The following is a 20,147-nucleotide window of genomic DNA, read 5'->3' as shown; positions in this document are numbered from 1 at the left end:
CGCCCGCCGCCAGCATTGCGCCGCCCGCGAGCACGGCGGACAGCCGCCGCGCGGCCGCCGGCAACGCACCCACGACGAAGGCCACGAGGAACGGAAAGATCGGCAGGAAAGGGAGGAAGGACAGGACGTCGGGATGCACCGGCCGATGTTAGCAGTGGATCACCCCCTCGGTTAAGTCGAAAAAACCGGTCTCGCACTGCGGGAAAGTCGATCCAGCCGAGGCGCGGCGGGCCATGCGGACGGACTTGCTGCAGGGCATCTAAACCTTCGTCTAATTTTTTCGCGCGGGCATTCCCGCTAACTTGCGGCCTGCAAGGTTGAACGGCCACGGGCCTTCGACCCGTCGATCCGGACGGCACCGACCGCCCGGACAAGGGGGGTGCCACCCGGCGCCCGCATCCCACCACAAGAGGAGACACACATGGCCGTACTCAACCGGATGGACTGGTATGACATTGCCCGGACCACCAACTGGACCCCAACCTACGTGACCGAGGACGCGCTCTTTCCGCCCGAGCTCTCGGGCACCTTCGGCCTGCCGCTGGCCGCCTGGGAAGGCTACGACGAGCCCTACAAGCAGACCTACCCCGAATACGTGAAGGTGCAGCGCGAGAAGGACGCCGGCGCCTACTCGGTGAAGGCCGCGCTGGAACGCAGCCGCATCTTCGAGAACGCCGATCCGGGCTGGAAGTCGGTGATGAAGGCCCACTACGGCGCCATCGCCCGCGGCGAATACGCCGCCGCCAGCGCCGAGGCGCGCATGATGCGCTTCTCCAAGGCGCCGGGGATGCGCAACATGGCCACGCTCGGCTGCATGGACGAGATCCGCCACGGCCAGATGCAGCTCTACTTCCCCCACGAGCACGTCTCGAAAGACCGCCAGATGGACTGGGCCTTCAAGGCCTACGACAGCAACGACTGGGCGATGATCGCCGCGCGGCACTTCTTCGACGACATCATGATGACCCGCGACGCCATCAGCGTGTCGATCATGCTCACTTTCAGCTTCGAAACCGGCTTCACCAACATGCAGTTCCTCGGCCTCGCCGCCGACGCCGCCGAAGCCGGCGACCACACCTTCGCCAACCTCATCTCCAGCATCCAGACCGACGAATCGCGCCACGCCCAGATCGGCGGCCCGGCCCTCAAGGTGCTGATCGAGAACGGCCAGAAGGCCGAGGCCCAGAAGCGCGTGGACATCGCCGTGTGGGGCGCCTGGAAGCTGTTCTCGGTGCTCACCGGCCCGATCATGGACTACTACACGCCGCTCGAGCACCGCAAGCAGTCGTTCAAGGAGTTCATGGAGGAGTGGATCGTCGCCCAGTTCGAGCGCGCACTGACCGACATGGGCCTCGAGCTGCCCTGGTACTGGGACATCTTCCTCAAGGATCTCTCCGAGACCCACCACGGCATGCACCTGGGTTCCTACTACTGGCGCCCCACCGTGTGGTGGAACCCGGCCGCCGGCGTCACCCCTGCCGAGCGCGCCTGGCTCGAGGAGAAATACCCCGGCTGGAACGACACCTGGGGCCAGTGCTGGGACGTCATCATCGACAACGTGGTCGACGGCAACATGGCCATGACCTACCCCGAGACCCTGCCCTACGTCTGCAACATGTGCCAGCTGCCCATCCTGGGCACGCCGGGCAAGGGCTGGAACGTCAAGGACTACCCGCTCGAATACAACGGACGCCTGTACCACTTCGGCTCGGAAGTGGACCGCTGGGTCTTCGAGCAGGAGCCCGAGCGCTACGCCGGCCACCTCTCCATCGTCGACCGCTTCCTGGCCGGGATGATCCAGCCGCCCAACCTCGAAGGCGCCCTCGCCTACATGAACCTCGCCCCCGGCGAGATGGGCGACGACGCCCACAACTACGCCTGGGCCGAGGTCTACCGCGCCCTGCGCGAAACCCGCAAGGCCGGCTGACCGAGCCCTGGCCCGCGGCCGGGCGCGTCCCGGCCGCCAAACAGAACACAACGAGGAGACAAAAATGGCCCTTTTCCCCCTGACCTCCAATTTCGAGGGCGACTTCGTCCTGCAACTGGTGCCCGTCGATACGGAGAACACCATGGACGAGGTGGCCGCCGCCGCAGCCGTGCACTCCGTCGGCCGCCGCGTGCGCGCCCGCCCCGGTCACATCCTGCGGGTGCGCCGTCAGGGCAGCAGCGAGTTCCTGCCGCGCACCCTGAAGGTGGCCGACGCGGGCTTTCGTCCCACCGAGACCGTCGAGATCATCTGGCAGGCCGAGGCCTGACCGCCACGACCCGAAACGGAGGACACCATGAGTTTCACCAAGGTATGCACGGTCGACGACCTGTGGGAAGGCGAGATGGAAGCCTTCACCGTCGATGGCCACGAAGTGCTGCTGGTCTGCGCCGAGGGCGGCGAGATCAAGGCTTTCCAGGGGATCTGCCCGCACCAGGACATCGCCCTCGTCGAGGGCAAGTTCGACGGCAAGAAGCTCATCTGCCGGGCCCACCTGTGGCAGTTCGACGCCAGCAGCGGCCAGGGCATCAACCCCGACGACTGCGCGCTGGCCACCTACCCGGTGCGCCTGGACGGCGACGACGTCTACGTGAGCACCGAAGGCATCGAGCCGCTGTTCGCCCATAGCTGAGCGCGGCCCCGCATAACGAGAAGGAGGAGGACACCATGAGCACCGCCAAGGCCACGCAGGCCTATCACAACAACCTCGTCGGCCCTGTCATGCGCGCCGGCGACCTCGCCCAGGCCGTCATCGAGGCCGCCCGGGTCGACAACCCGGGCAAGGAAATCTTCGTGGACGACAAGCGCGCCTACATCCGCATCCACGCCGAGCAGGAGATGGTGCTGCGTCAGGCGACCATCGAGGAAGAACTCGGCCGGCCGTTTCGGATGAACGATCTGGAGGTGGACCTCAGCTCCTTCGCCGGCCAGATCGAGAGCCGCGACGACTCGGTCCGCTTCTACCTCACCAAGACCCTCTGACCCGCGCCCCACACCCAGAAAACCTCGCCGAGGAGACCCCCATGACCGAAGCCCAAGTGCTCAAGCCCCAGAAGACCTGGAGCCACCTGGCCGCGCGCCGCCGCAAGCCCAGCGAATACGAGATCGTCAGCACCAACCTGCACTACAACGACCGGGACCCGAACGCGCCGTACGAGCTCGCGCCCGACATGTTCATGAACCGCTGGTACAAGCAGCACACCTTCGGCACGCCGCTCAAGCACGCCGACTGGAACAGCTTCCGCGACCCGGACGAGGTCGTCTACCGCACCTACAACCTGATGCAGGACGGCCAGGAGACCTACGTCTTCAGCCTCTTCGACCAGTTCAACCAGCGCGAGCACGACAAGGCCCTCGACCCGCGCTGGGCCGGCACCCTCGCCCGGCTGTACACCCCGGCGCGCTACCTGTTCCACACCCTGCAGATGGCGTCGGCCTACGTCGGCCAGGTTTCGCCCGCCAGCACGCTCACCAACTGCCACTATTTCCAGATGGCCGACAGCCTGCGCTGGCTCTCCCACACCGCCTACCGCACCAAGGAGCTGTCGCAGACCTTCGCCGAGACCGGCTTCGGCATCGACGAGCGCCGCTACTGGGAAACCGATCCCGCCTGGCAAGGCTTTCGCGAGCTCATGGAAAAGCTGCTCACCGCCTGGGACTGGAGCGAGGCCGTCGTCGCCCTCAACCTCGTCGCCAAACCCGCCATCGAGGAAACCGTGCAGCGCCGCCTCGGCGACGCCGCCCGCCACAACGGCGACACCTTGCTGGGGCTCGTCACCGACGCCCAGCTGATCGACTCCGCCCGCCATCGCCGCTGGGCCGCCGCCTTCGTGCGCTGCGCCCTCGAGACGCCGGAGAACATCACCTTCCTGCGCGACTGCGTGGCCCGCTGGACGCCGCTGGCCGATGCCGCCATCGACGCTTACTGCCAGGCCCTGCCCGACGTGCCCGGCGCTGCCGACACGGCCCGCGCCGCCACCCGCGACTTCCGCCGCAGCCTCGGCCTGTAAGCCCGCACCCAGGTGCCGGCGCGGAGCACCACGCCCCGCGCCGGCCGGAGGACTCCCATGAGCACATCCATCCTCTTGAACGGCCCCGACGGCCCGCGCTTCGAGCAGGACGCACGCGACACCATCCTGCGCGCCGCCCTGCGCGCCGGCCACGGCCTGCCGTACGAATGCAACTCGGGCGGCTGCGGCGCCTGCAAGTTCGAACTCATCGACGGCCAGGTGGACAACCTGTGGCCCGACGCGCCCGGCCTGGGCGACCGCGACCGCCGCCGCGGCCGCCTGCTCGCCTGCCAGTGCCGCGCCAACGGCCCGATCGCCATCAAGGCCCCGCTCGCCCCCGACTGCGTGCCGAAGATCCGCCCCCAGCGCCACCAGGCGCGCCTGGTCGGCGTGCGCCCGATCACCCACGACCTGTCGGAATTCCGCTTCCAGGCCGACGGCCCGGCGGCCTTCCTGCCCGGCCAGTACGCCATGCTCGACCTGCCCGGCGTCGGCGCTTCGCGCGCCTACTCCCTCTCCAACACCGGCAACGACCGCGGCGAGTGGCACTTCCAGATCCGCCGCGTGCCCGACGGCCGCGGCACCCGCGTGCTGTTCGACCAGCTCCGCCCGGGCGACACCATCGGCCTCGACGGCCCCTACGGCACCGCCAGCCTGCGCACCGACGCGCCGCGCGACATCGTCTGCGTGGCCGGCGGCTCGGGCCTCGCGCCGATGATCTCCATCGCCCGCGGCGCCGCCGGGGCCGGCCTGCTGGCCGACCGCCGCCTGTACTTCTTCTACGGCGCGCGCACCCCGCAGGACGTGTGCGGCGAGGACATGCTCGCCGCCCTCGGCGCCGGCCCGCGGATCGCCTACGTGCCGGTGGTGTCGGTGCCCGGCGACGACGGCCGTTGGCGCGGCGAGACCGGCTTCGTACATGCGCGGATGGCGGCCCACCTGCCCGGCGCGCTCGCCGACTACGAGTTCTATTTCGCCGGTCCGCCGCCCATGACCCAGGCGCTCCAGGAAAGCCTGATGGTCGAGCATCGGGTACCCTTCGGGCAGATCCATTTCGACCGTTTCTTCTGACCGCTCGCCCCGCCCCGGCGGGGCCCGCGCAGCGTGGGGGAATTCCGCCCGGTGAAGTCACACAAATCGGTGCGTGGCGTCGTACTCGATGCCCGCGACCAACCCGAGGTGCGCCGCCAGAAGATGGCGCGCATCATCCTCGACTCGATGTACCAGTTCCTCGGCCTGCTGGACGTGGACGGCAACGTGCTGGAAATCAATCAGGCGGCGCTCGACGGCGCCGGCCTGTGCCTCGCCGACGTGATCGGCCGGCCCTTCTGGCAGGCGCGCTGGTGGGCGGTGTCCGACGAGGTACGCCAGCGCGTCAAGGCGATGATCGAGGAAGCCCGCAGCGGCCGCTTCGTGCGCTGCGACTTCGAGGTGTTCGGCGACCAGCACGGCAGCCGCACCATCGCCATCGACTTCTCCCTCACCCCGATCCTCGACGACGCCGGCGACGTCAGCTTCCTGCTCCCCGAAGGGCGCAACATCACCGAGAAGGTCGAGCGCAGCGCCGAGCTCACGCGCAAGAATGGCGAGCTGCAGGTCGCCCTCGAGAAACTGCGCGAGATCGACGGCTACAAGACCCAGTTCTTCGCCAACGTCAGCCACGAACTGCGCACTCCGCTGGCGCTGATCCTCGGCCCCGTGGACCAGCTGATCCGCGACGGCGCAGCCCTCGGCGAGCGCGACCGCTTCCGCCTCGCGGCGATCGAGCGCAACGCCCGCTCGCTGCTCGAACAGGTGAACAACCTGCTCGACCTCGCCCGCATCGACGCCGACCGGATGCCGATGGCCTTCTCCCACGTAGATGTGCTAGCGCTGATCCGCGAGATCGCCGCCGGCTTCGAGGCCATCGCCGAGGAGCGCGGCATCCGCCTCGCGGTGCATGGCGACGCCGCCCTCTACGCCGACGTGGATCGCGCCAAGTTCGTCCGCGTGGTGAGCAACCTGCTCTCCAACGCCTTCAAGTTCACCCCCGACGGCGGGCGCATCGGCTGCAGCGCCCAGCGCCTGCCCGGCGACCGCCTGCTCGTCGGGGTCCAGGACACCGGCCCCGGCGTGGCCGACGCCATGAAGCAGGCCATCTTCGACCGCTTCACCCAGGGCGACGCCCGCCTCGGTGCCAGCGGCAGCGGACTGGGGCTCAACATCGTCAAGGAGTTCGTCGAGCTGCACCGGGGTACCGTGGTGGTCGTGGACGCCCCCGGCGGCGGCGCGGTATTCCAGGTCGAGCTGCCCATGCAGGCCCCCGAGGGCGCCTACGTGCGCGCCGGCACCGCGCAGGACGCCCCACGCCTGCAGCCGCCCGAGACCAGCGCCCCCGCCCAGGGCCCGGCGAGCCTCGCCGCGATGCCCTTCCGCCCCGGCCAGCCGCGCGTGCTGGTGGTGGAGGACAACACCGACCTGCGCCTCTTCCTGCACGACGTGCTGGTGGACGAATACAACGTGCGCCTCGAGGAAGACGGCGAGGCGGCCCTGCGCGCCGCCCTGGACGACCCGCCCGACCTCATCATCACCGACCTGATGATGCCGCGCTGCGACGGCGAGGCCTTCATCCGCACCCTGCGCGCCGCGCCGGGCTTTCCCAACGTGCCGGTGCTGGTACTCTCCGCCCGCGCCGACGACGCCCTGCGCGAGAAGCTGCTCGACGAACTGGTGCAGGACTACCTCACCAAGCCCTTCTCGCCCCAGGAGCTGCGCGCCCGCGTGCGCAACCTCGTCACCGTCAAGCGCACCGTGGACATCCTGCAGAAGGAGCTCAACTCCCAGGCCTCCGACATCTGGGAACTCACCGCCAGCCTGGTGGAAAGCCGCAAATCGCTGCAGCGCAGCTTCACCGCCCTGCAGGTGGCCGACCGGCGCTGGCTGGGGCTCTACGAAAACACCGCCGTCGGCATCGCCCTGGCCGACCGGGACGGCAAGATCGTCACCGCCAACCCCGCCCTGCAGCGAATGCTCGGCTACGCCGCCGACGCGATCACCGGCGTCTCGCTGATCGCCCTCACCGAAGCCTCCGAGCGTGCCACCACCATCCGCAACGTTCACGGCCTGTTCGACGGCGTGCTGACCGGCTACCACGCCCAGAAGCGCTACGAGCGTCGCGACGGCGGCCTGCTGTGGGCCAACGTGTTCGCCTCGCGCATCCCCGCCATTGCCGAGGACGGCCCGATGCTGGCGGTGATCGTCGAGGACATCACCTCGCGCCTGGAGGCCGAGCAATCCCTCGCCGCCACCCGCGCCGAACTGGCCCGGGTATCGCGCTTCACCGCCATGGGCGAACTCGCCGCCTCCATCGCCCACGAGGTCAACCAGCCCCTCTCGGCCATCACCACCAACAGCCAGGCCGCCCTGCGCTGGCTGTCGCTGCCTACCCCCAACCTCGACGAAGTCGCCGCCGCGCTGCACCGGGTGAGCCGCGACGCCAGCCTGGCCGGCGCGGTGATCGCGCGCATCCGCAAGTTCCTGCGCGCCGGCGAGATCAAGCGCGAGCCCATCGACCTCGCCCGCCTCGTGGACGAACTGCTCAAGATGCTCCAGGCGATGCTCGCCGAGCAGGGCGTGCGGGTGCGCGTGTGCCTGCCGGCGGCGATGCCCGCCCTCACCGCCGACGCGGTGCAGCTGCAGCAGGTCATCCTCAACCTCGTGGTCAACGCCGTGGACGCCGTCAAGGATCTGCCCCCGGCGCGGCGCGAAATCACCCTGCGGGTCGCCGACGACCCGGCCGGGGTGCGCATCGCCGTGCACGACGACGGGCCGGGCATCGCCCCCGCCCACGCCGCGCGCCTCTTCGACGCCTTCTTCTCCACCAAGCCCGACGGGCTCGGCATGGGCCTCGCGATCAGCCGCTCGATCATCGAGAACCACGGCGGCCGCCTCTGGCTGGACACCACCGAGCCCGGCGCCTGCTTCGTCTTCACCCTGCCCCATGGCTGACAAAACGCCCCCGCCCGCCGCCCCCGACCTCGTCATCGTCGTCGACGACGACCGCTCGGTGCGCGAAGCCCTCAGCAGCCTGATCCGTTCGGTGGGCCTGGCGGTCGAGACCCACGCCTCGGCCACCGCCTTCCTGCAGGCGCCCCGCCCGCCCGGCGCAGCCTGTCTGATCCTCGACGTGCGTATGCCCGAAATGAGCGGCATGGAACTTCAGCACGCCCTCGCCGAGCGCGGCGACCCGATCCCGATCATCTTCATCACCGGTCACGGCGACATCCCGATGGCCGTCCACGCCATGAAGGAAGGGGCGGTCGAATTCCTGCCCAAACCCTTCCGCGACGAGGCGCTGCTGGGCGCCATCGCCACCGCCCTGGCCCGCGCCCGCAGCGAGCGCCAGACCCACGGCGAGCTCGACGAGATCCGCCGCAAGCACGCCACCCTCACCGCCCGCGAGAAGGAAGTCATCGCGTTCATGGTCAAGGGCGCCCTCAACAAGCAGGCTGCCGCGGCCCTCGGCGTCACCGAAATGACGGTCAAGGTCCATCGCCACAACGTGATGCGCAAGATGGGCGTCGCCTCCCTGCCCGATCTGGTGCGGATGATGGAGCGCCTGCAGCTCGAGTAGGCGCCGCCGGACAACAGGCGCTTACAAATGCGTGCCCGTGCGTCATGCCGCTGCAACGCATCGGCATTAGGCTGGCAAGCCCGTCTTTCACTCCGGAGACCGTCATGTACCTGTCCCCCACCGACATCCAGCAAACCCGCCTGCACACCCTCGACAACCTGCACGCCGCCTCGCGCGTGTGGGTCGAAGCCACCGAAAAGCTCGCCGAAGTAGCCCTGCGCGCCGGCCGCCAGGCCCTCGAGGAAGGCCGCCTGCACCTCGAGGAGCTGGCCGAAAGCCCGTCGATCCGCTTCGACAACGTACCGCTCGAGCGCATCAACGAATGGCGCAGCGAATCCGCCAGCCTGGTCAGCGAATGCTTCGGGATCATCGGCGACGCCCAGCAGGCCATCCTCCAGATGGCCAAGGACCAGGTCGCCGTGCTCGACAAGGTGATGATGCGCCAGATGGATCGCGCCGCCCTCTCCGCCGACGCCAACGGCGAGGTCGCCATCGACCACGTGCGCAGCGCGATCCGCCAGGCCGAGAGCAGCTTCAACGAGCTCGCCGATGCCGCCGCCCGTGGCGCCGACCTGGTCGAGGATCAGGTCCGTCAGGTATCCGAAGCGCTGTCCGGCGAACTGGAGCCGGCCGACCCGTCGGAAAGCATCGAAGTCGCCCCGCCGAGCCGTCCCCGCCGCACCCGCGCCAACTGACCCGGGCCGGCAGCTGGCGCTAAAATCGGCGTTTTGATCGCAGGCGGCGCCCGCCGCCTGCCCCGCCACCTCCCGCCAGGACTGCCATGACCACCCGCGCTTCCCTGTACCACGCTCGCTACGGCGCAACCGACGTCGCCGTGCCGGCCGCCGGCTCGCCGATCATCGACCACCTGCTCGCCCACCGCTCGGTGCGCGCCTACCTGCCCGATCCGGTCGCGGACGACCAGCTCGCCGCCATCGTCGCCGCCGCCCAGTCGGCCGCCAGTTCGTCCAACCTCCACGCCTGGAGCGTCGTCGCGGTGCGCGACCCCGAGCGCAAGGCGCGCCTGTCGCTGCATGCCGGCGATCAGCCGCACATCCGCCAGGCGCCGCTGCTCCTCGTCTGGCTGGCCGACCTGGCACGGCTCGAGGCGGTGGCCGACAAGGTGGGCGAAGCCCACGCCGCGCTGGACTACCTGGAAATGTTCGAAGTCGGCGTCATCGACGCCGCGCTGGCCGCCCAGAACGCCGTGGCCGCCGCCGAATCCCTCGGCCTCGGCACCGTCTACATCGGCGGCATCCGCAACCAGCCCGAAGCCGTCGCCGCCGAGCTGCAGCTGCCGCCCCGGGTGGTCGCGGTGTTCGGCCTGTGCGTCGGCACGCCCGACCCGGCCCAGCCCGCCGACGTCAAGCCGCGCCCACCCCAGGCGGTGGTGCTGCACCACGAAACCTATTCGCTGCCGGCCCAGGCCGACGGACTGACCCGCTACGACGCGGCCATGGCCGCCTTTTACGCCAGCCAGGGCATGAAGGTCCGGGGCACCTGGTCGAATCATTCCGCCAAGCGCGTGCGCGACGCCGCCGCCCTGTCCGGCCGCGACCGGCTGGTCGAGGCGCTGCACGCGCTGGGCTTTCCGCTCCGGTAAACGCAAGACGGGGGCGTCACCGCCCCCGTCGCGCCGTCCGGCCGCCTCGCGGCCGGCCCGGTGGGTACGCTCAGCCGACGATGATCCCGCCGCCGAGGCACACCCGGCTTTCGTAGATCACCACGCTCTGGCCCGGCGTCACCGCCCACTGGGGCTGGGCGAACGCAATCTCCGCCCGGCCGCCGGCCAGCGCGTCGATCTCGCACGGCGCGTCCGGCGTGCGGTAGCGCGGCTTGGCGGTGTACACCCAGTGGGTGCGCGGATCGCGGCCCGACACCCAGGACAGATCGGCGGCGATCAGACGGTCCTTCAGCAGGGCCGGGTGATCGTGGCCCTGGACGACGTACAGCACGTTCTTCGCCACGTCCTTGACCGCCGCGTACCAGGCGTCGTGCTCGCCGGCGTCATCCTGGTTACCCTTGATGCCGCCGATCTGCAGGCCCTTGCGCTGGCCGATGGTGTGGTGCATCAAGCCCTGATGCTGGCCGATCACCTTGTCGCCCTCCAGCGTGCGGATCTCGCCCGGCCTGGCCGGCAGGTAGCGCGACAGGAACTCGCGGAACGGCCGCTCGCCGATGAAGCAGATGCCGGTCGAATCCTTCTTGGCATGCACGTGCAGGTTCGCCGCCTCGGCGATCTTGCGCACGTCGCGCTTGTACAGGTGGCCGATCGGGAACAGCGTCTTCGAGAGCTGCGCCTGGTTCAGGCGATACAGGAAGTAGCTCTGGTCCTTGGTGCCGTCCTCGGCCTTCAGGAGCTGGAATTCGGTACGGCCGTCGTTGGTCCATTCGCGCACCTGCGCGTAGTGGCCGGTGGCGATGCGGTCGGCGCCGAGGGCCATCGCGTGATCCAGGAAGGCCCGGAACTTGATCTCCGAGTTGCACAGGATGTCCGGGTTCGGCGTGCGGCCGGCTTCGTACTCGCGCAGGAAGTCGGCGAACACCCGCTCCTTGTATTCCTTCGAGAAGTTCACGACCTCCAGGTCGATGCCCAGCACGTCGGCCACCGAGACCACATCCACCAGATCCTGGCGGGTCGAGCAGTATTCGTCGTCGTCGTCGTCCTCCCAGTTCTTCATGAACAGGCCGACCACGTCGTAGCCCTGCTGCTTGAGCAGCAAGGCCGCCACCGACGAATCCACGCCACCGGACATGCCGACGACGACTTTTTCCTTACGAGACATTCGGTCCCTCTCCATTGAGCCAGTCTTCCAGGGGCAGCACCACGGCCGGATCGCCGTGTTCCCCGAACCAGGTATCCACCACAAAACGCGCGCCGCCGTCCGGCGCCTCCTCGCTGCGCTCCCGCAGCACCGCCGAAAAGTGCTGGGCGAACACCCAGCGCACCCGCCGACGGATCGGGTCGACCACATGAAAACGCAGCATCCCGCGCGCTGCCAGCATCTCGAGCAGGCGCGTCGTCGAGGTGGCGTGATCGATGCAGTCCATCATGCCGTTTTCACCGAAATCCAGGTAATCGCCCGGACGATCCGCCCAGATCGGCGACTGCTCGCCGGCCCAGCGATACAGCTGGCCCATCACCTGGGCCACGATGGCCCGCTCGGCCGGCGGCGAATCGGCACGCAGCAATCGCGCGGCCACGTCCGCCAGCTGCGCCTCCGAAAACGATACCTCCGCCTGCGCCAGGCAGCCGTAGTTGTAACAGATCGTCACCTGCTCGTCGGCGCGCGCGGCGCCCCCCGCGAGGGCCACCGCGCAGAGCGACGCGGCCAGCAGGCGACGCCGCGCCCGCATCACGCGTCGTAGTGCCGGATCAGTTCGAGCGGATAACGCCGCCCGGCGACGTAATCCTCGCAGCACTGCAGGATCAGCGGGCTGCGGTGGCGTTCGCGGCTCGCCCGCAGTTCGTCGAGGCTCAGCCACACCGCGCGCACGATGGGCGTATCGAGCGGGCGCTCCGGCTCGAAGCCGGTCACGGTGCCGGCGAACGCGAAGCGCAGGTAGGTGATGTCGCCGGCAGGCCGCGGCCACTGGTAGATGCCCACCAGGCTCTCGGGCCGGAAATGGTGGGCGGTTTCCTCCAGCGCCTCGCGGGCCACCGCCGCCACCAGGGATTCGCCCCGGTCCAGGTGCCCGGCCGGCTGGTTGAAGCGCAGGCCGTCCTCGGTTTCCTCTTCCACCAGCAGGAAGCGCCCGTCGCGCTCCACCACCGCGGCCACGGTGACATTCGGCTTCCAGATTCTCATGGACACTCCGTGCTCGCAAAGCCGCCATTTTACCCCCTTCGGCGCGGCGGTCCGCAGACCCGCAGAATGCGCTAGAATCGAGCGCTTAAATTTTCTGTTTTCAGCTGGAGATCTCCACAATGTCAATGGCAGACCGCGACGGTTTCATCTGGTACGACGGCAAGCTCGTCCCGTGGCGTGAGGCAACCACCCACGTGCTGACCCACTCCCTCCACTACGGCCTCGCCGTCTTCGAGGGCGTCCGGGCGTACAACACCGTCAAGGGCACTGCCATCTTCCGTCTCGCCGAGCACACCCAGCGTCTGCTCAACTCCGGCAAGATCTACATGATGGACATTCCTTACTCCAAGGAAGAACTCATGGAGGCCCAGCTGGAAGTCGTCCGCGCCAACAAGCTCGAATCCTGCTACCTGCGCCCGATCGCCTTCTACGGCTCCGAAAAGATGGGTATCTCCACCAAGGGCGCCACGATCCACGTCGCCGTCGCCGCCTGGCCGTGGGGCGCCTACCTCGGCGAGGAAGCCCTCGAGCACGGCATCCGCGTCAAGGTCTCCTCCTTCGCCCGCCACCACGTCAACGTGACGATGCCGCGCGCCAAGCTGTCCTCCACCTACGCCAACTCGATCCTCGCCAACGCCGAGGCCACCGAGGCCGGCTACGACGAAGCCCTGCTGCTCGACACCAACGGCTTCGTGGCCGAAGGCGCCGGCGAGAACCTCTTCGTCGTCAAGGATGGCGTGATCTACGAACCCGAGATCGCCTCCGCCCTCACCGGCATCACCCGCGCCTCGGTGATCCAGGTCGCCAAGGAGTTCGGCCTCGACGTCGTCTCCAAGCGCATCACCCGCGACGACCTCTACATCGCCGACGAAGCCTTCTTCACCGGCACCGCCGCCGAAGTCACCCCGATCCGCGACGTGGATGGTCGCATCATCGGCGCCGGCAAGCGTGGCCCGATCACCCACAAGCTGCAGCAGCGCTTCTTCGAGATCGTCACCGGCAAGGCGCCCGAGTACGAACACTGGCTGGCTTACATCTAAGCGACTCAGGAGACTCTCATGCCCGAAAATCAGGACAAGAACAAGCCCATCGAAGTCACGGCCAAGCAGCTCCCGCTGCACTGCCCGATGCCCGACGCCCCGCTGTGGGCGCGCCACCCGCGCGTCTTCCTGGACGTCACCGCCAACGGCACGGCCACCTGCCCGTACTGCAGCGCCCAATACGTGTTCTCGGGTGAACTTCCCAAGGGCCATCACTGATACGCTCTGAAGTTCCGACGTCACGGGGGCGGCAACGCCCCCGTGTCACATCCACGCCCGCATTCCTCACCCCACCGCCGCCATGAGCCCTCCTCCCTTCACCTCTCCCGAGGAAGTCGAAGCCGCGTTCTACGCGGCGCTCTCCCGTGCCGACCTCGACGGCATGATGGCGGTGTGGTCCGAGGAGGAGGAAGTCGTCTGCATCCACCCGGGCAGCATCCGCCTGGTCGGACTGGCGACGATCCGCGAATCGTGGCGCCAGCTGTTCAGCGCCGGCACCCGCATCGTCGTACACCCGACCCAGCCGGTACAGTGGCTCAACGTGATGACTGCCGTGCACACCGTGCATCAACGGGTACACCTCGAAGGCGACAACCGCCTGCATCCGCCGATCATCGCCACCAACGTCTTCGTGCGCGGCGCGCTCGGCTGGCGCCTGGTCCTGCACCACGCCTCGCCGGCCCCCGACATGGACAACCTGCGCAGCAGCGACAGCCCCCACATCGTCCATTGACCCACCCGCTCATCGCCAGCCGCTACGTGGCGCCGGGCTGGCTGCCCGGCGGCCACGCCCAGACGATCTGGCCGCTTTTGCGCAAGGGCCCGCTGCCCCCCTTCCGGCGCGAGCGCTGGACCACCCCCGACGGCGATTTCATCGATCTCGACTGGCTGCCCCGGCGCCCCGGGGCACCGCTGGTGGTGCTCTTTCACGGCCTCGAGGGATCGAGCCACTCGCCCTACGCCCGCAGCCTGATGCGCCACCTCGCCGGGATCGGCTGGAACGGCGTGGTACCGCACTTTCGCGGCTGCTCCGGCGAACCCAACCGCCAGCCCCGTGCCTACCATTCCGGCGACGCCGACGAGATCGGCTGGATTCTCGAACGCCTTGCCGGCGTCCATCCGGACGCCCCGCGCTACGCCGCCGGCGTCTCGCTCGGCGGCAACGCCCTGCTGCTATGGCTCGGCACCCGCGGCGCGGCTGCCCTGCGCCACCTCGACGCCGCCGCCGCGATCTGCCCGCCCCTCGACCTGAGCGCGGCCGGGCACCACCTCGGGCGCGGCTTCAACCGGCTCTACACCCGCCACTTCCTCGCCACCCTCAAACAGCGCGCCCTCGCCAAGCTACAGCGCCACCCCGGCCTGTTCGACGCCGACGCGGTGCGCCGCGCGGCCAGTCTCTACGCCTTCGACAACCTGGTCACCGCCCCGCTGCACGGCTACCGCGACACCGACGACTACTGGCTGCGCGCCTCCAGCAAGCCGCATCTCGCCGACATCCGCGTGCCCACGCTGGTCATCAATCCGCGGAACGACCCCTTCCTGCCCGCCCGCTACCTGCCGCGCCCGGACGAAGTCGGGCCCGCGGTGCGCCTCGAACAACCCGCCGAAGGCGGCCATGTGGGCTTCGTCAGCGGCACCTGGCCGGGGCGGCTGGACTGGCTGCCGCAGCGCCTCGTGCGTTTTTTCACGGCGCCCGACTGATCCGCCCGCGCCGGCCGCGCCATTGCCCCCCAAGCCGTCGCGACGGGCCGCGTATAATTCCCCTTTCATGAATTGTCCACCGGAGCTCCTGCATGTTCGTCCCCGCCCCCGAGATCTTCAAGGCCTATGACATCCGCGGCATCGTCGGCAAGACGCTGACCGCCGACGCCGTGCGCGCCATCGGCCACGCCCTCGGCTCCGAAGCCGTCGCCCGCGGCCAGCAGGCCATCGCCGTCGGCCGGGACGGCCGCCTGTCCGGCCCCGAGCTGGCCGGCGCGCTCGCCGATGGCATCCGCGCGGCGGGCGTCGACGTGGTGGACGTGGGCTGCGTGCCCACCCCGCTCACCTACTTCGCCGCCTACGAGCTGGGCACGAACTCCTGCGTCTCCGTCACCGGCAGCCACAACCCGCCCGACTACAACGGCCTCAAGATGGTGCTGGGCGGCCAGACCCTGTTTGGCGAGCTGATCCAGGCCCTGCGCCAGCGCATCATCGACGGCAATCTGGTCACCGCCGCCGTGCCCGGCAAGCTCACCCAGGCCGACGTGGTGCCGGCCTATGTCGAGAAGATCGTCGGCGACGTGAAGCTCGCCCGCCCCATGAAGGTGGTGATGGACTGCGGCAACGGCGTGGCCGGCGCGGTCGCGCCCGCGCTGTTCAAGCGCCTGGGCTGCGAGCTGGTCGAGCTGTTCTGCGAGGTGGATGGCCACTTCCCCAACCACCACCCGGACCCCTCCAAGCCCGAGAACCTCGCCGACGTGATCCGCGCGCTGCGCGAGACCGACGCCGAGATCGGCCTCGCCTTCGACGGCGACGGCGACCGCCTGGGCGTGGTCACCAAGGATGGCGAGATCATCTTCCCGGACCGCCAGCTGATGCTGTTCGCCGAAGACGTGCTGTCCCGCGTGCCGGGCGGCGAGATCATCTACGACGTCAAATGCACCCGCAACCTGGCCGGCTGGATCAAGGATCGCGGCGGCAAGCCCACCATGTGGAACACCGGCCACGCGCTGGTGAAGGCCAAGCTCAAGGAGACCGGCGCCCCCCTGGCCGGCGAGATGAGCGGCCACGTGTTCTTCAAGGAGCGCTGGTACGGCTTCGACGACGGCCTCTACACCGGCGCCCGCCTGCTCGAGATCGTCTCCCGCCAGCCGGACGCCAACCCGGTGCTCAAGGGCCTGCCCAACGCCACCAGCACGCCGGAGCTCAACATCAAGATGAACGAAGGCGAGCCCTTCGCGCTGGTGGATAAGCTCAAGGCCGAGGCCAAGTTCGAGGGCGCCCAGAGCATCCTCACCATCGACGGCGTGCGCGTCGAATACGCCGACGGCTTCGGCCTCGCCCGCCCGTCCAATACCACCCCGGTGGTGGTGCTGCGCTTCGAGGCCGACAACGAAGCCGCCATCGCGCGCATCCAGGCCGACTTCCGTCGCGCCATCGAAGGCGTGTGGCCGGGGGTGACGCTGCCGTTCTGATACCGGCGGCGGTCAGCGGCAACGGCGACCGGCGCAAGCCCGTCGCCGTTTTTACGCCCGGCGCCCCACGTCTGCGTGTCGCACACCCACCCATGCGTCGCCCCGACGCACGCATGAGCGCGCCGCACGCACCCGTGATGGCACACCGGCCATCGATGGGTAAGGGAGACTCACCCATGAGCAAAAATTACTCATCGATGGGCAAACGCACCCCCATCGATGCGTGATTTTTACCCATCGATGCACGTCAGAAACGCATCGCTGAGCGTCTGCCGCCCACGCCTGAGCAACAACGCTTCACGGGTGTCTGTCCGCCACAGGTCGTCGCACGCCCGGAATGGCACTAAAATCGGGGCGCAGCCCAGTCCATCGAAGGAGAACGTCATGCAGTTGCTCACCCTGATCGGCATGCTGATCACCCTCGCCAGCGTCGTCTTTGCCCTCGCCAACACCACCGATGTCACCGTCAGCCTCCTCGGCAACGCCTTCACCGGCCCCCTCGGCGTGATGATGCTGATTGCCCTGGCGCTCGGCGGCCTGGTGGTCGCCTTGGTGTCGACGCCCGGCACCCTGCGCCGCCAGTGGCGCATCCGCCAACTGGAAAAACGCGTGGCCGAACTGGACAAGACCTGCGCCAGCCAGAAAGAGCGCATCGGCCAGCTCGAGCGCGGCGAGCAGCCCCCCGTCCTGACACCGACGCCCGCTTTCGATGTGAATGCCTCGCGGCTGATGTTCTGAGCCGGGCCCGCCCCCAAAACAACAAACCCGGCACAAGGCCGGGTTTGTTTTTAATGCAGGTGGCGGCTTACAGCTTGCCGGCCACCCAGCCGACCACCGAATCCAGCGCGGCGGGCAGCGCAGCGGCATCGGTGCCGCCGGCCTGGGCCATGTCCGGGCGGCCGCCGCCCTTGCCGCCCACCTGCTGGGCGACGAAGTTCACCAACTCACCGGCCTTGACCTTGCCGGTCAGGTCGGCGGTCACGCCGGCGATCAGGCTCACCTTGCCGTCATTGACGCTGGCCAGCACCACGGCGGCGCGCTTGAGCTTGTCCTTCAGCTTGTCGAGGGTTTCGCGCAGGGTCGCCACGTCGGCGCCTTCCAGCGTCGCGGCGAGCACCTTGGCGTCGGCCACGTCGACGGCCTGATTGACCAGGTCGTCGCCCTGGCTGGCGGCGAGCTTGCTCTTGAGGCGGGCGAGTTCCTTCTCCAGCGCCTTCACGTTGTCCATCACCTGGGCCACGCGGGCCAGCACTTCCTGCGGCTGGGCCTTGAGGGCGCCGGTGACGCCGTCCAGCAGCTTCTGCTGATCCTGCACCAGCGCCACGGCCACGTCGCCGCACACCGCCTCGATCCGCCGCACGCCGGCCGCCACGCCGCCTTCGAGGGTGATCTTGAACAGGCCGATGTCGCCGGTGCGCGCCACGTGGGTGCCGCCGCAGAGTTCCTTCGACGAACCGATGGTCAGCACGCGCACCTCGTCGCCGTACTTCTCGCCGAAGAGCATCATCGCGCCGGTCTTCTGGGCGGATTCGATGTCCATCACGCTGGCATCGGTGGCGGCGTTGGCGATGATCTCGTCGTTCACGATGCGCTCGATGCGGGCGATCTCATCGGCCGTCACGGGCTGGGTGTGGGCGAAGTCGAAACGGGTCTTGTCCGGATCGACCTGCGAGCCCTTCTGCTGCACGTGCTCGCCGAGCACTTCGCGCAGGGCCTTGTGCAGCAGGTGGGTGGCGGAGTGGTGACGGGCGGTGCGGGCGCGGGCCTGCAGATCGACCTTGGCGGTCACGCCGTTGCCCACGGTGAGCTTGCCGGTGGTGACCACGCCGTGGTGGCCGAACACGGTGGCCTGGATTTTCTGGGTGTCTTCGACGGCGAAGATGCCGTGCACCGAGCGCAGCTCGCCGCGATCGCCCACCTGGCCGCCGGATTCGGCATAGAAGGGGGTGTCGTCCAGCACCACCACGCCCATCTCGCCTTCGGCAAGCTCATTGACCGGCGCGCCGTCCTTGTAGAGCGCCAGGATGTTGCCCTTGTGCTCGAGGGTGTCGTAGCCGTGGAAGGTGGTGGCCGGGCCGTCGTATTCGAGGTTGGCGGCCATCTTGAACTTGCCGGCGGCGCGGGCTTGTTCCTTCTGGCGGGCCATGGCGGCGTCGAAGGCGGCGGCATCGACCGTCACGTTGCGCTCGCGGCACACGTCGGCGGTGAGATCGAGCGGGAAGCCGAAGGTATCGTGGAGCTTGAAGGCGGTCTCGCCGTTGAACACGGTGTTGCCGGCGGCGGCCATCGCGGCGAGTTCGCCTTCGAGGATCGCCATGCCGTTTTCAATCGTCGCGAAGAAGCGGTCTTCCTCCTGCTTGAGGATGTCGGTGACGCGCTGCTGGCCGGCCTTGAGCTCGGGGTAGGCGTCGCCCATCTCGGCGACGAGGTCCGGCACCATCTTGTGGAAGAAGGCAGCGCGGGCGCCCAGCTTGTAGCCGTGGCGGATGGCGCGGCGGATGATCCGGCGCAGCACGTAGCCGCGGCCTTCGTTGCCGGGGATCACGCCGTCGGCGATCAGGAAGGAGCAGGCGCGGATGTGGTCGGCCAGCACCTTGAGGGACGGGCTGTCCATGTCGGCGTCGCTGGTCTCGCGGGCGGCGGCCTTGATGAGCGCCTGGAACAGGTCGATCTCGTAGTTGGCGTGCACGCCCTGCAGCACCGCGGAGATGCGCTCGAGGCCCATGCCGGTATCCACCGACGGCTTGGGCAGCGGATGCATCACGCCGGCTTCGTCGCGGTTGAACTGCATGAACACGTTGTTCCAGATCTCGATGAAGCGGTCGCCGTCTTCCTCGGGCGATCCCGGGGGGCCGCCCCAGATGTGCGCGCCGTGATCGTAGAAAATCTCGGTGCACGGACCGCAGGGGCCAGTGTCGCCCATCATCCAGAAGTTGTCGGAGGCGTAGCGGGCGCCCTTGTTGTCGCCGATGCGGATGACGCGCTCCGCCGGCACGCCGATCTCCTTGGTCCAGATGTCGTAGGCCTCGTCGTCCTCGGCATACACGGTGACGGTGAGCTTGTCCTTGGGCAGCTTGAAGACGACCGTGAGCAGTTCCCACGCGTAGTGGATCGCGTCGCGCTTGAAGTAGTCCCCGAAGCTGAAGTTGCCCAGCATCTCGAAGAAGGTGTGGTGGCGGGCGGTGTAGCCGACGTTTTCCAGGTCGTTGTGCTTGCCACCGGCACGCACGCATTTCTGCGAGGTGGTGGCGCGGGTGTAGGGGCGCTTGTCGAAGCCGAGGAAGACGTCCTTGAACTGGTTCATGCCCGCGTTGGTGAACAGCAGGGTCGGGTCCTCGTGGGGCACCAGCGAGCTGGAGGCCACGATCTGGTGGCCCTTGGAGGCGAAGAATTCGAGGAACTTCTGGCGGATTTCGGCGCTTTTCATCGGCGTGGGGTCTCCGGGTGACGTCGCGGACGACGGTCGGGGGAACGCAAGTTTCAAAGCCTGAAATTGTAGCATCCAACCCCGCCG

20 protein-coding genes are annotated in these 20,147 nt (G+C 68.7%); 16 read left to right on the top strand and 4 right to left on the bottom strand.

What is annotated here, in order from left to right; genetic code table 11:
- The first annotated feature begins 421 nt into the window (after positions 1–421).
- The 10 genes from ACE3P2_RS11385 to ACE3P2_RS11340 all read left to right on the top strand — a co-directional run bounded on the left by ACE3P2_RS11385 (position 422) and on the right by ACE3P2_RS11340 (position 10,211).
- Complete coding sequence (locus ACE3P2_RS11385; RefSeq protein ID WP_374264487.1) at positions 422–1,927, top strand: aromatic/alkene/methane monooxygenase hydroxylase/oxygenase subunit alpha; 1,506 nt, start codon at positions 422–424, stop codon at positions 1,925–1,927.
- 64 nt (positions 1,928–1,991) lie between these two features.
- Positions 1,992–2,255, top strand: coding sequence for a toluene-4-monooxygenase system B family protein (locus tag ACE3P2_RS11380; protein ID WP_374264485.1), 264 nt, complete (start codon positions 1,992–1,994; stop codon positions 2,253–2,255).
- A gap of 27 nt (positions 2,256–2,282) precedes the next feature.
- On the top strand, positions 2,283–2,618 hold the full coding sequence (locus ACE3P2_RS11375) for a Rieske 2Fe-2S domain-containing protein (protein ID WP_374264483.1): 336 nt from the start codon (positions 2,283–2,285) through the stop codon (positions 2,616–2,618).
- Between the two features lie 35 nt (positions 2,619–2,653).
- Entirely contained in the window at positions 2,654–2,968 is a 315-nt protein-coding gene (locus tag ACE3P2_RS11370; RefSeq protein ID WP_374264481.1) for an MmoB/DmpM family protein, read from the top strand.
- A gap of 41 nt (positions 2,969–3,009) precedes the next feature.
- The gene (locus ACE3P2_RS11365) at positions 3,010–3,996 is read left to right on the top strand and encodes an aromatic/alkene monooxygenase hydroxylase subunit beta (RefSeq protein ID WP_374264479.1); all 987 of its coding nucleotides are present in this window, start codon (positions 3,010–3,012) and stop codon (positions 3,994–3,996) included.
- A gap of 57 nt (positions 3,997–4,053) precedes the next feature.
- On the top strand, positions 4,054–5,067 hold the full coding sequence (locus ACE3P2_RS11360) for a 2Fe-2S iron-sulfur cluster-binding protein (RefSeq protein WP_374264477.1): 1,014 nt from the start codon (positions 4,054–4,056) through the stop codon (positions 5,065–5,067).
- Between the two features lie 51 nt (positions 5,068–5,118).
- A complete protein-coding gene (locus tag ACE3P2_RS11355; protein ID WP_374264475.1) occupies positions 5,119–7,983 on the top strand; it encodes an ATP-binding protein in 2,865 nt (954 codons plus the stop codon).
- Positions 7,976–8,608: a response regulator transcription factor gene (locus tag ACE3P2_RS11350; protein ID WP_374264473.1), complete on the top strand. Its 633-nt coding sequence runs from the start codon at positions 7,976–7,978 to the stop codon at positions 8,606–8,608. Before ACE3P2_RS11355 ends, ACE3P2_RS11350 begins: the two co-directional genes overlap by 8 nt.
- Positions 8,609–8,712: 104 nt before the next feature.
- Positions 8,713–9,303: a hypothetical protein gene (locus ACE3P2_RS11345; protein ID WP_374264471.1), complete on the top strand. Its 591-nt coding sequence runs from the start codon at positions 8,713–8,715 to the stop codon at positions 9,301–9,303.
- Positions 9,304–9,389: 86 nt separating this feature from the next.
- Complete coding sequence (locus ACE3P2_RS11340) at positions 9,390–10,211, top strand: NADPH-dependent oxidoreductase (protein WP_374264470.1); 822 nt, start codon at positions 9,390–9,392, stop codon at positions 10,209–10,211.
- 70 nt (positions 10,212–10,281) lie between these two features.
- Here the strand turns inward: ACE3P2_RS11340 and mnmA are convergent, their stop codons facing one another.
- The 3 genes from mnmA to ACE3P2_RS11325 are packed head-to-tail and all read right to left on the bottom strand — an operon-like array spanning position 10,282 to position 12,417.
- Entirely contained in the window at positions 10,282–11,394 is a 1,113-nt protein-coding gene (gene mnmA, locus ACE3P2_RS11335; protein ID WP_374264468.1) for a tRNA 2-thiouridine(34) synthase MnmA, read from the bottom strand.
- Positions 11,384–11,965 (bottom strand): hypothetical protein, encoded by a 582-nt coding sequence (locus ACE3P2_RS11330; protein ID WP_374264466.1) that lies wholly within the window; start codon positions 11,963–11,965, stop codon positions 11,384–11,386. Before ACE3P2_RS11330 ends, mnmA begins: the two co-directional genes overlap by 11 nt.
- A complete protein-coding gene (locus ACE3P2_RS11325; RefSeq protein ID WP_374264464.1) occupies positions 11,965–12,417 on the bottom strand; it encodes an NUDIX hydrolase in 453 nt (150 codons plus the stop codon). The genes ACE3P2_RS11330 and ACE3P2_RS11325 overlap by 1 nt, the downstream gene beginning before the upstream one ends.
- Before the next feature lie 119 nt (positions 12,418–12,536).
- Between ACE3P2_RS11325 and ACE3P2_RS11320 the strand changes: the two genes are divergently transcribed.
- From ACE3P2_RS11320 to ACE3P2_RS11295, 6 genes are all read left to right on the top strand, one after another.
- Complete coding sequence (locus ACE3P2_RS11320) at positions 12,537–13,457, top strand: branched-chain amino acid transaminase (protein ID WP_374264462.1); 921 nt, start codon at positions 12,537–12,539, stop codon at positions 13,455–13,457.
- Between the two features lie 18 nt (positions 13,458–13,475).
- A complete protein-coding gene (locus ACE3P2_RS11315) occupies positions 13,476–13,676 on the top strand; it encodes a zinc-finger domain-containing protein (RefSeq protein WP_374264460.1) in 201 nt (66 codons plus the stop codon).
- An 82-nt stretch (positions 13,677–13,758) separates the two neighbouring features.
- Positions 13,759–14,190, top strand: a complete 432-nt coding sequence (locus ACE3P2_RS11310) for a nuclear transport factor 2 family protein (RefSeq protein ID WP_374264458.1) — start codon at positions 13,759–13,761, stop codon at positions 14,188–14,190.
- Positions 14,187–15,158, top strand: coding sequence for a hydrolase (locus ACE3P2_RS11305; protein ID WP_374264457.1), 972 nt, complete (start codon positions 14,187–14,189; stop codon positions 15,156–15,158). Before ACE3P2_RS11310 ends, ACE3P2_RS11305 begins: the two co-directional genes overlap by 4 nt.
- Positions 15,159–15,250: 92 nt before the next feature.
- The gene (locus ACE3P2_RS11300) at positions 15,251–16,633 is read left to right on the top strand and encodes a phosphomannomutase/phosphoglucomutase (protein WP_374264455.1); all 1,383 of its coding nucleotides are present in this window, start codon (positions 15,251–15,253) and stop codon (positions 16,631–16,633) included.
- A 384-nt stretch (positions 16,634–17,017) separates the two neighbouring features.
- Positions 17,018–17,371 (top strand): lipopolysaccharide assembly LapA domain-containing protein, encoded by a 354-nt coding sequence (locus tag ACE3P2_RS11295; RefSeq protein WP_374264453.1) that lies wholly within the window; start codon positions 17,018–17,020, stop codon positions 17,369–17,371.
- 67 nt (positions 17,372–17,438) lie between these two features.
- Here ACE3P2_RS11295 and alaS read toward each other — a convergent pair whose 3' ends face one another.
- The gene (alaS, locus tag ACE3P2_RS11290) at positions 17,439–20,060 is read right to left on the bottom strand and encodes an alanine--tRNA ligase (protein ID WP_374264452.1); all 2,622 of its coding nucleotides are present in this window, start codon (positions 20,058–20,060) and stop codon (positions 17,439–17,441) included.
- Positions 20,061–20,147: the final 87 nt, after the last annotated feature.

It is taken from the genome of Zoogloea sp. (assembly GCF_041911615.1).
In the GTDB taxonomy this organism is placed as follows: Bacteria; Pseudomonadota; Gammaproteobacteria; order Burkholderiales; family Rhodocyclaceae; genus Zoogloea.
Note: the sequence above shows the minus strand (reverse complement) of the source record. Positions and strands in the feature narration are given on the sequence as shown.

What these genes read in the sequence shown, in the direction of transcription:
- ACE3P2_RS11365 (WP_374264479.1), top strand. Translation starts at nt 3,010, where the DNA reads ATGACCGAAGCCCAAGTGCTCAAGCCCCAGAAGACCTGGAGCCACCTG.
- mnmA (WP_374264468.1), bottom strand. Translation starts at nt 11,394, where the DNA reads ATGTCTCGTAAGGAAAAAGTCGTCGTCGGCATGTCCGGTGGCGTGGAT.
- ACE3P2_RS11360 (WP_374264477.1), top strand. Translation starts at nt 4,054, where the DNA reads ATGAGCACATCCATCCTCTTGAACGGCCCCGACGGCCCGCGCTTCGAG.
- ACE3P2_RS11315 (WP_374264460.1), top strand. Translation starts at nt 13,476, where the DNA reads ATGCCCGAAAATCAGGACAAGAACAAGCCCATCGAAGTCACGGCCAAG.
- ACE3P2_RS11375 (WP_374264483.1), top strand. Translation starts at nt 2,283, where the DNA reads ATGAGTTTCACCAAGGTATGCACGGTCGACGACCTGTGGGAAGGCGAG.
- alaS (WP_374264452.1), bottom strand. Translation starts at nt 20,060, where the DNA reads ATGAAAAGCGCCGAAATCCGCCAGAAGTTCCTCGAATTCTTCGCCTCC.
- ACE3P2_RS11350 (WP_374264473.1), top strand. Translation starts at nt 7,976, where the DNA reads ATGGCTGACAAAACGCCCCCGCCCGCCGCCCCCGACCTCGTCATCGTC.
- ACE3P2_RS11295 (WP_374264453.1), top strand. Translation starts at nt 17,018, where the DNA reads ATGCAGTTGCTCACCCTGATCGGCATGCTGATCACCCTCGCCAGCGTC.
- ACE3P2_RS11300 (WP_374264455.1), top strand. Translation starts at nt 15,251, where the DNA reads ATGTTCGTCCCCGCCCCCGAGATCTTCAAGGCCTATGACATCCGCGGC.
- ACE3P2_RS11320 (WP_374264462.1), top strand. Translation starts at nt 12,537, where the DNA reads ATGTCAATGGCAGACCGCGACGGTTTCATCTGGTACGACGGCAAGCTC.
- ACE3P2_RS11345 (WP_374264471.1), top strand. Translation starts at nt 8,713, where the DNA reads ATGTACCTGTCCCCCACCGACATCCAGCAAACCCGCCTGCACACCCTC.
- ACE3P2_RS11370 (WP_374264481.1), top strand. Translation starts at nt 2,654, where the DNA reads ATGAGCACCGCCAAGGCCACGCAGGCCTATCACAACAACCTCGTCGGC.
- ACE3P2_RS11310 (WP_374264458.1), top strand. Translation starts at nt 13,759, where the DNA reads ATGAGCCCTCCTCCCTTCACCTCTCCCGAGGAAGTCGAAGCCGCGTTC.
- ACE3P2_RS11330 (WP_374264466.1), bottom strand. Translation starts at nt 11,965, where the DNA reads ATGCGGGCGCGGCGTCGCCTGCTGGCCGCGTCGCTCTGCGCGGTGGCC.
- ACE3P2_RS11385 (WP_374264487.1), top strand. Translation starts at nt 422, where the DNA reads ATGGCCGTACTCAACCGGATGGACTGGTATGACATTGCCCGGACCACC.
- ACE3P2_RS11340 (WP_374264470.1), top strand. Translation starts at nt 9,390, where the DNA reads ATGACCACCCGCGCTTCCCTGTACCACGCTCGCTACGGCGCAACCGAC.
- ACE3P2_RS11380 (WP_374264485.1), top strand. Translation starts at nt 1,992, where the DNA reads ATGGCCCTTTTCCCCCTGACCTCCAATTTCGAGGGCGACTTCGTCCTG.
- ACE3P2_RS11325 (WP_374264464.1), bottom strand. Translation starts at nt 12,417, where the DNA reads ATGAGAATCTGGAAGCCGAATGTCACCGTGGCCGCGGTGGTGGAGCGC.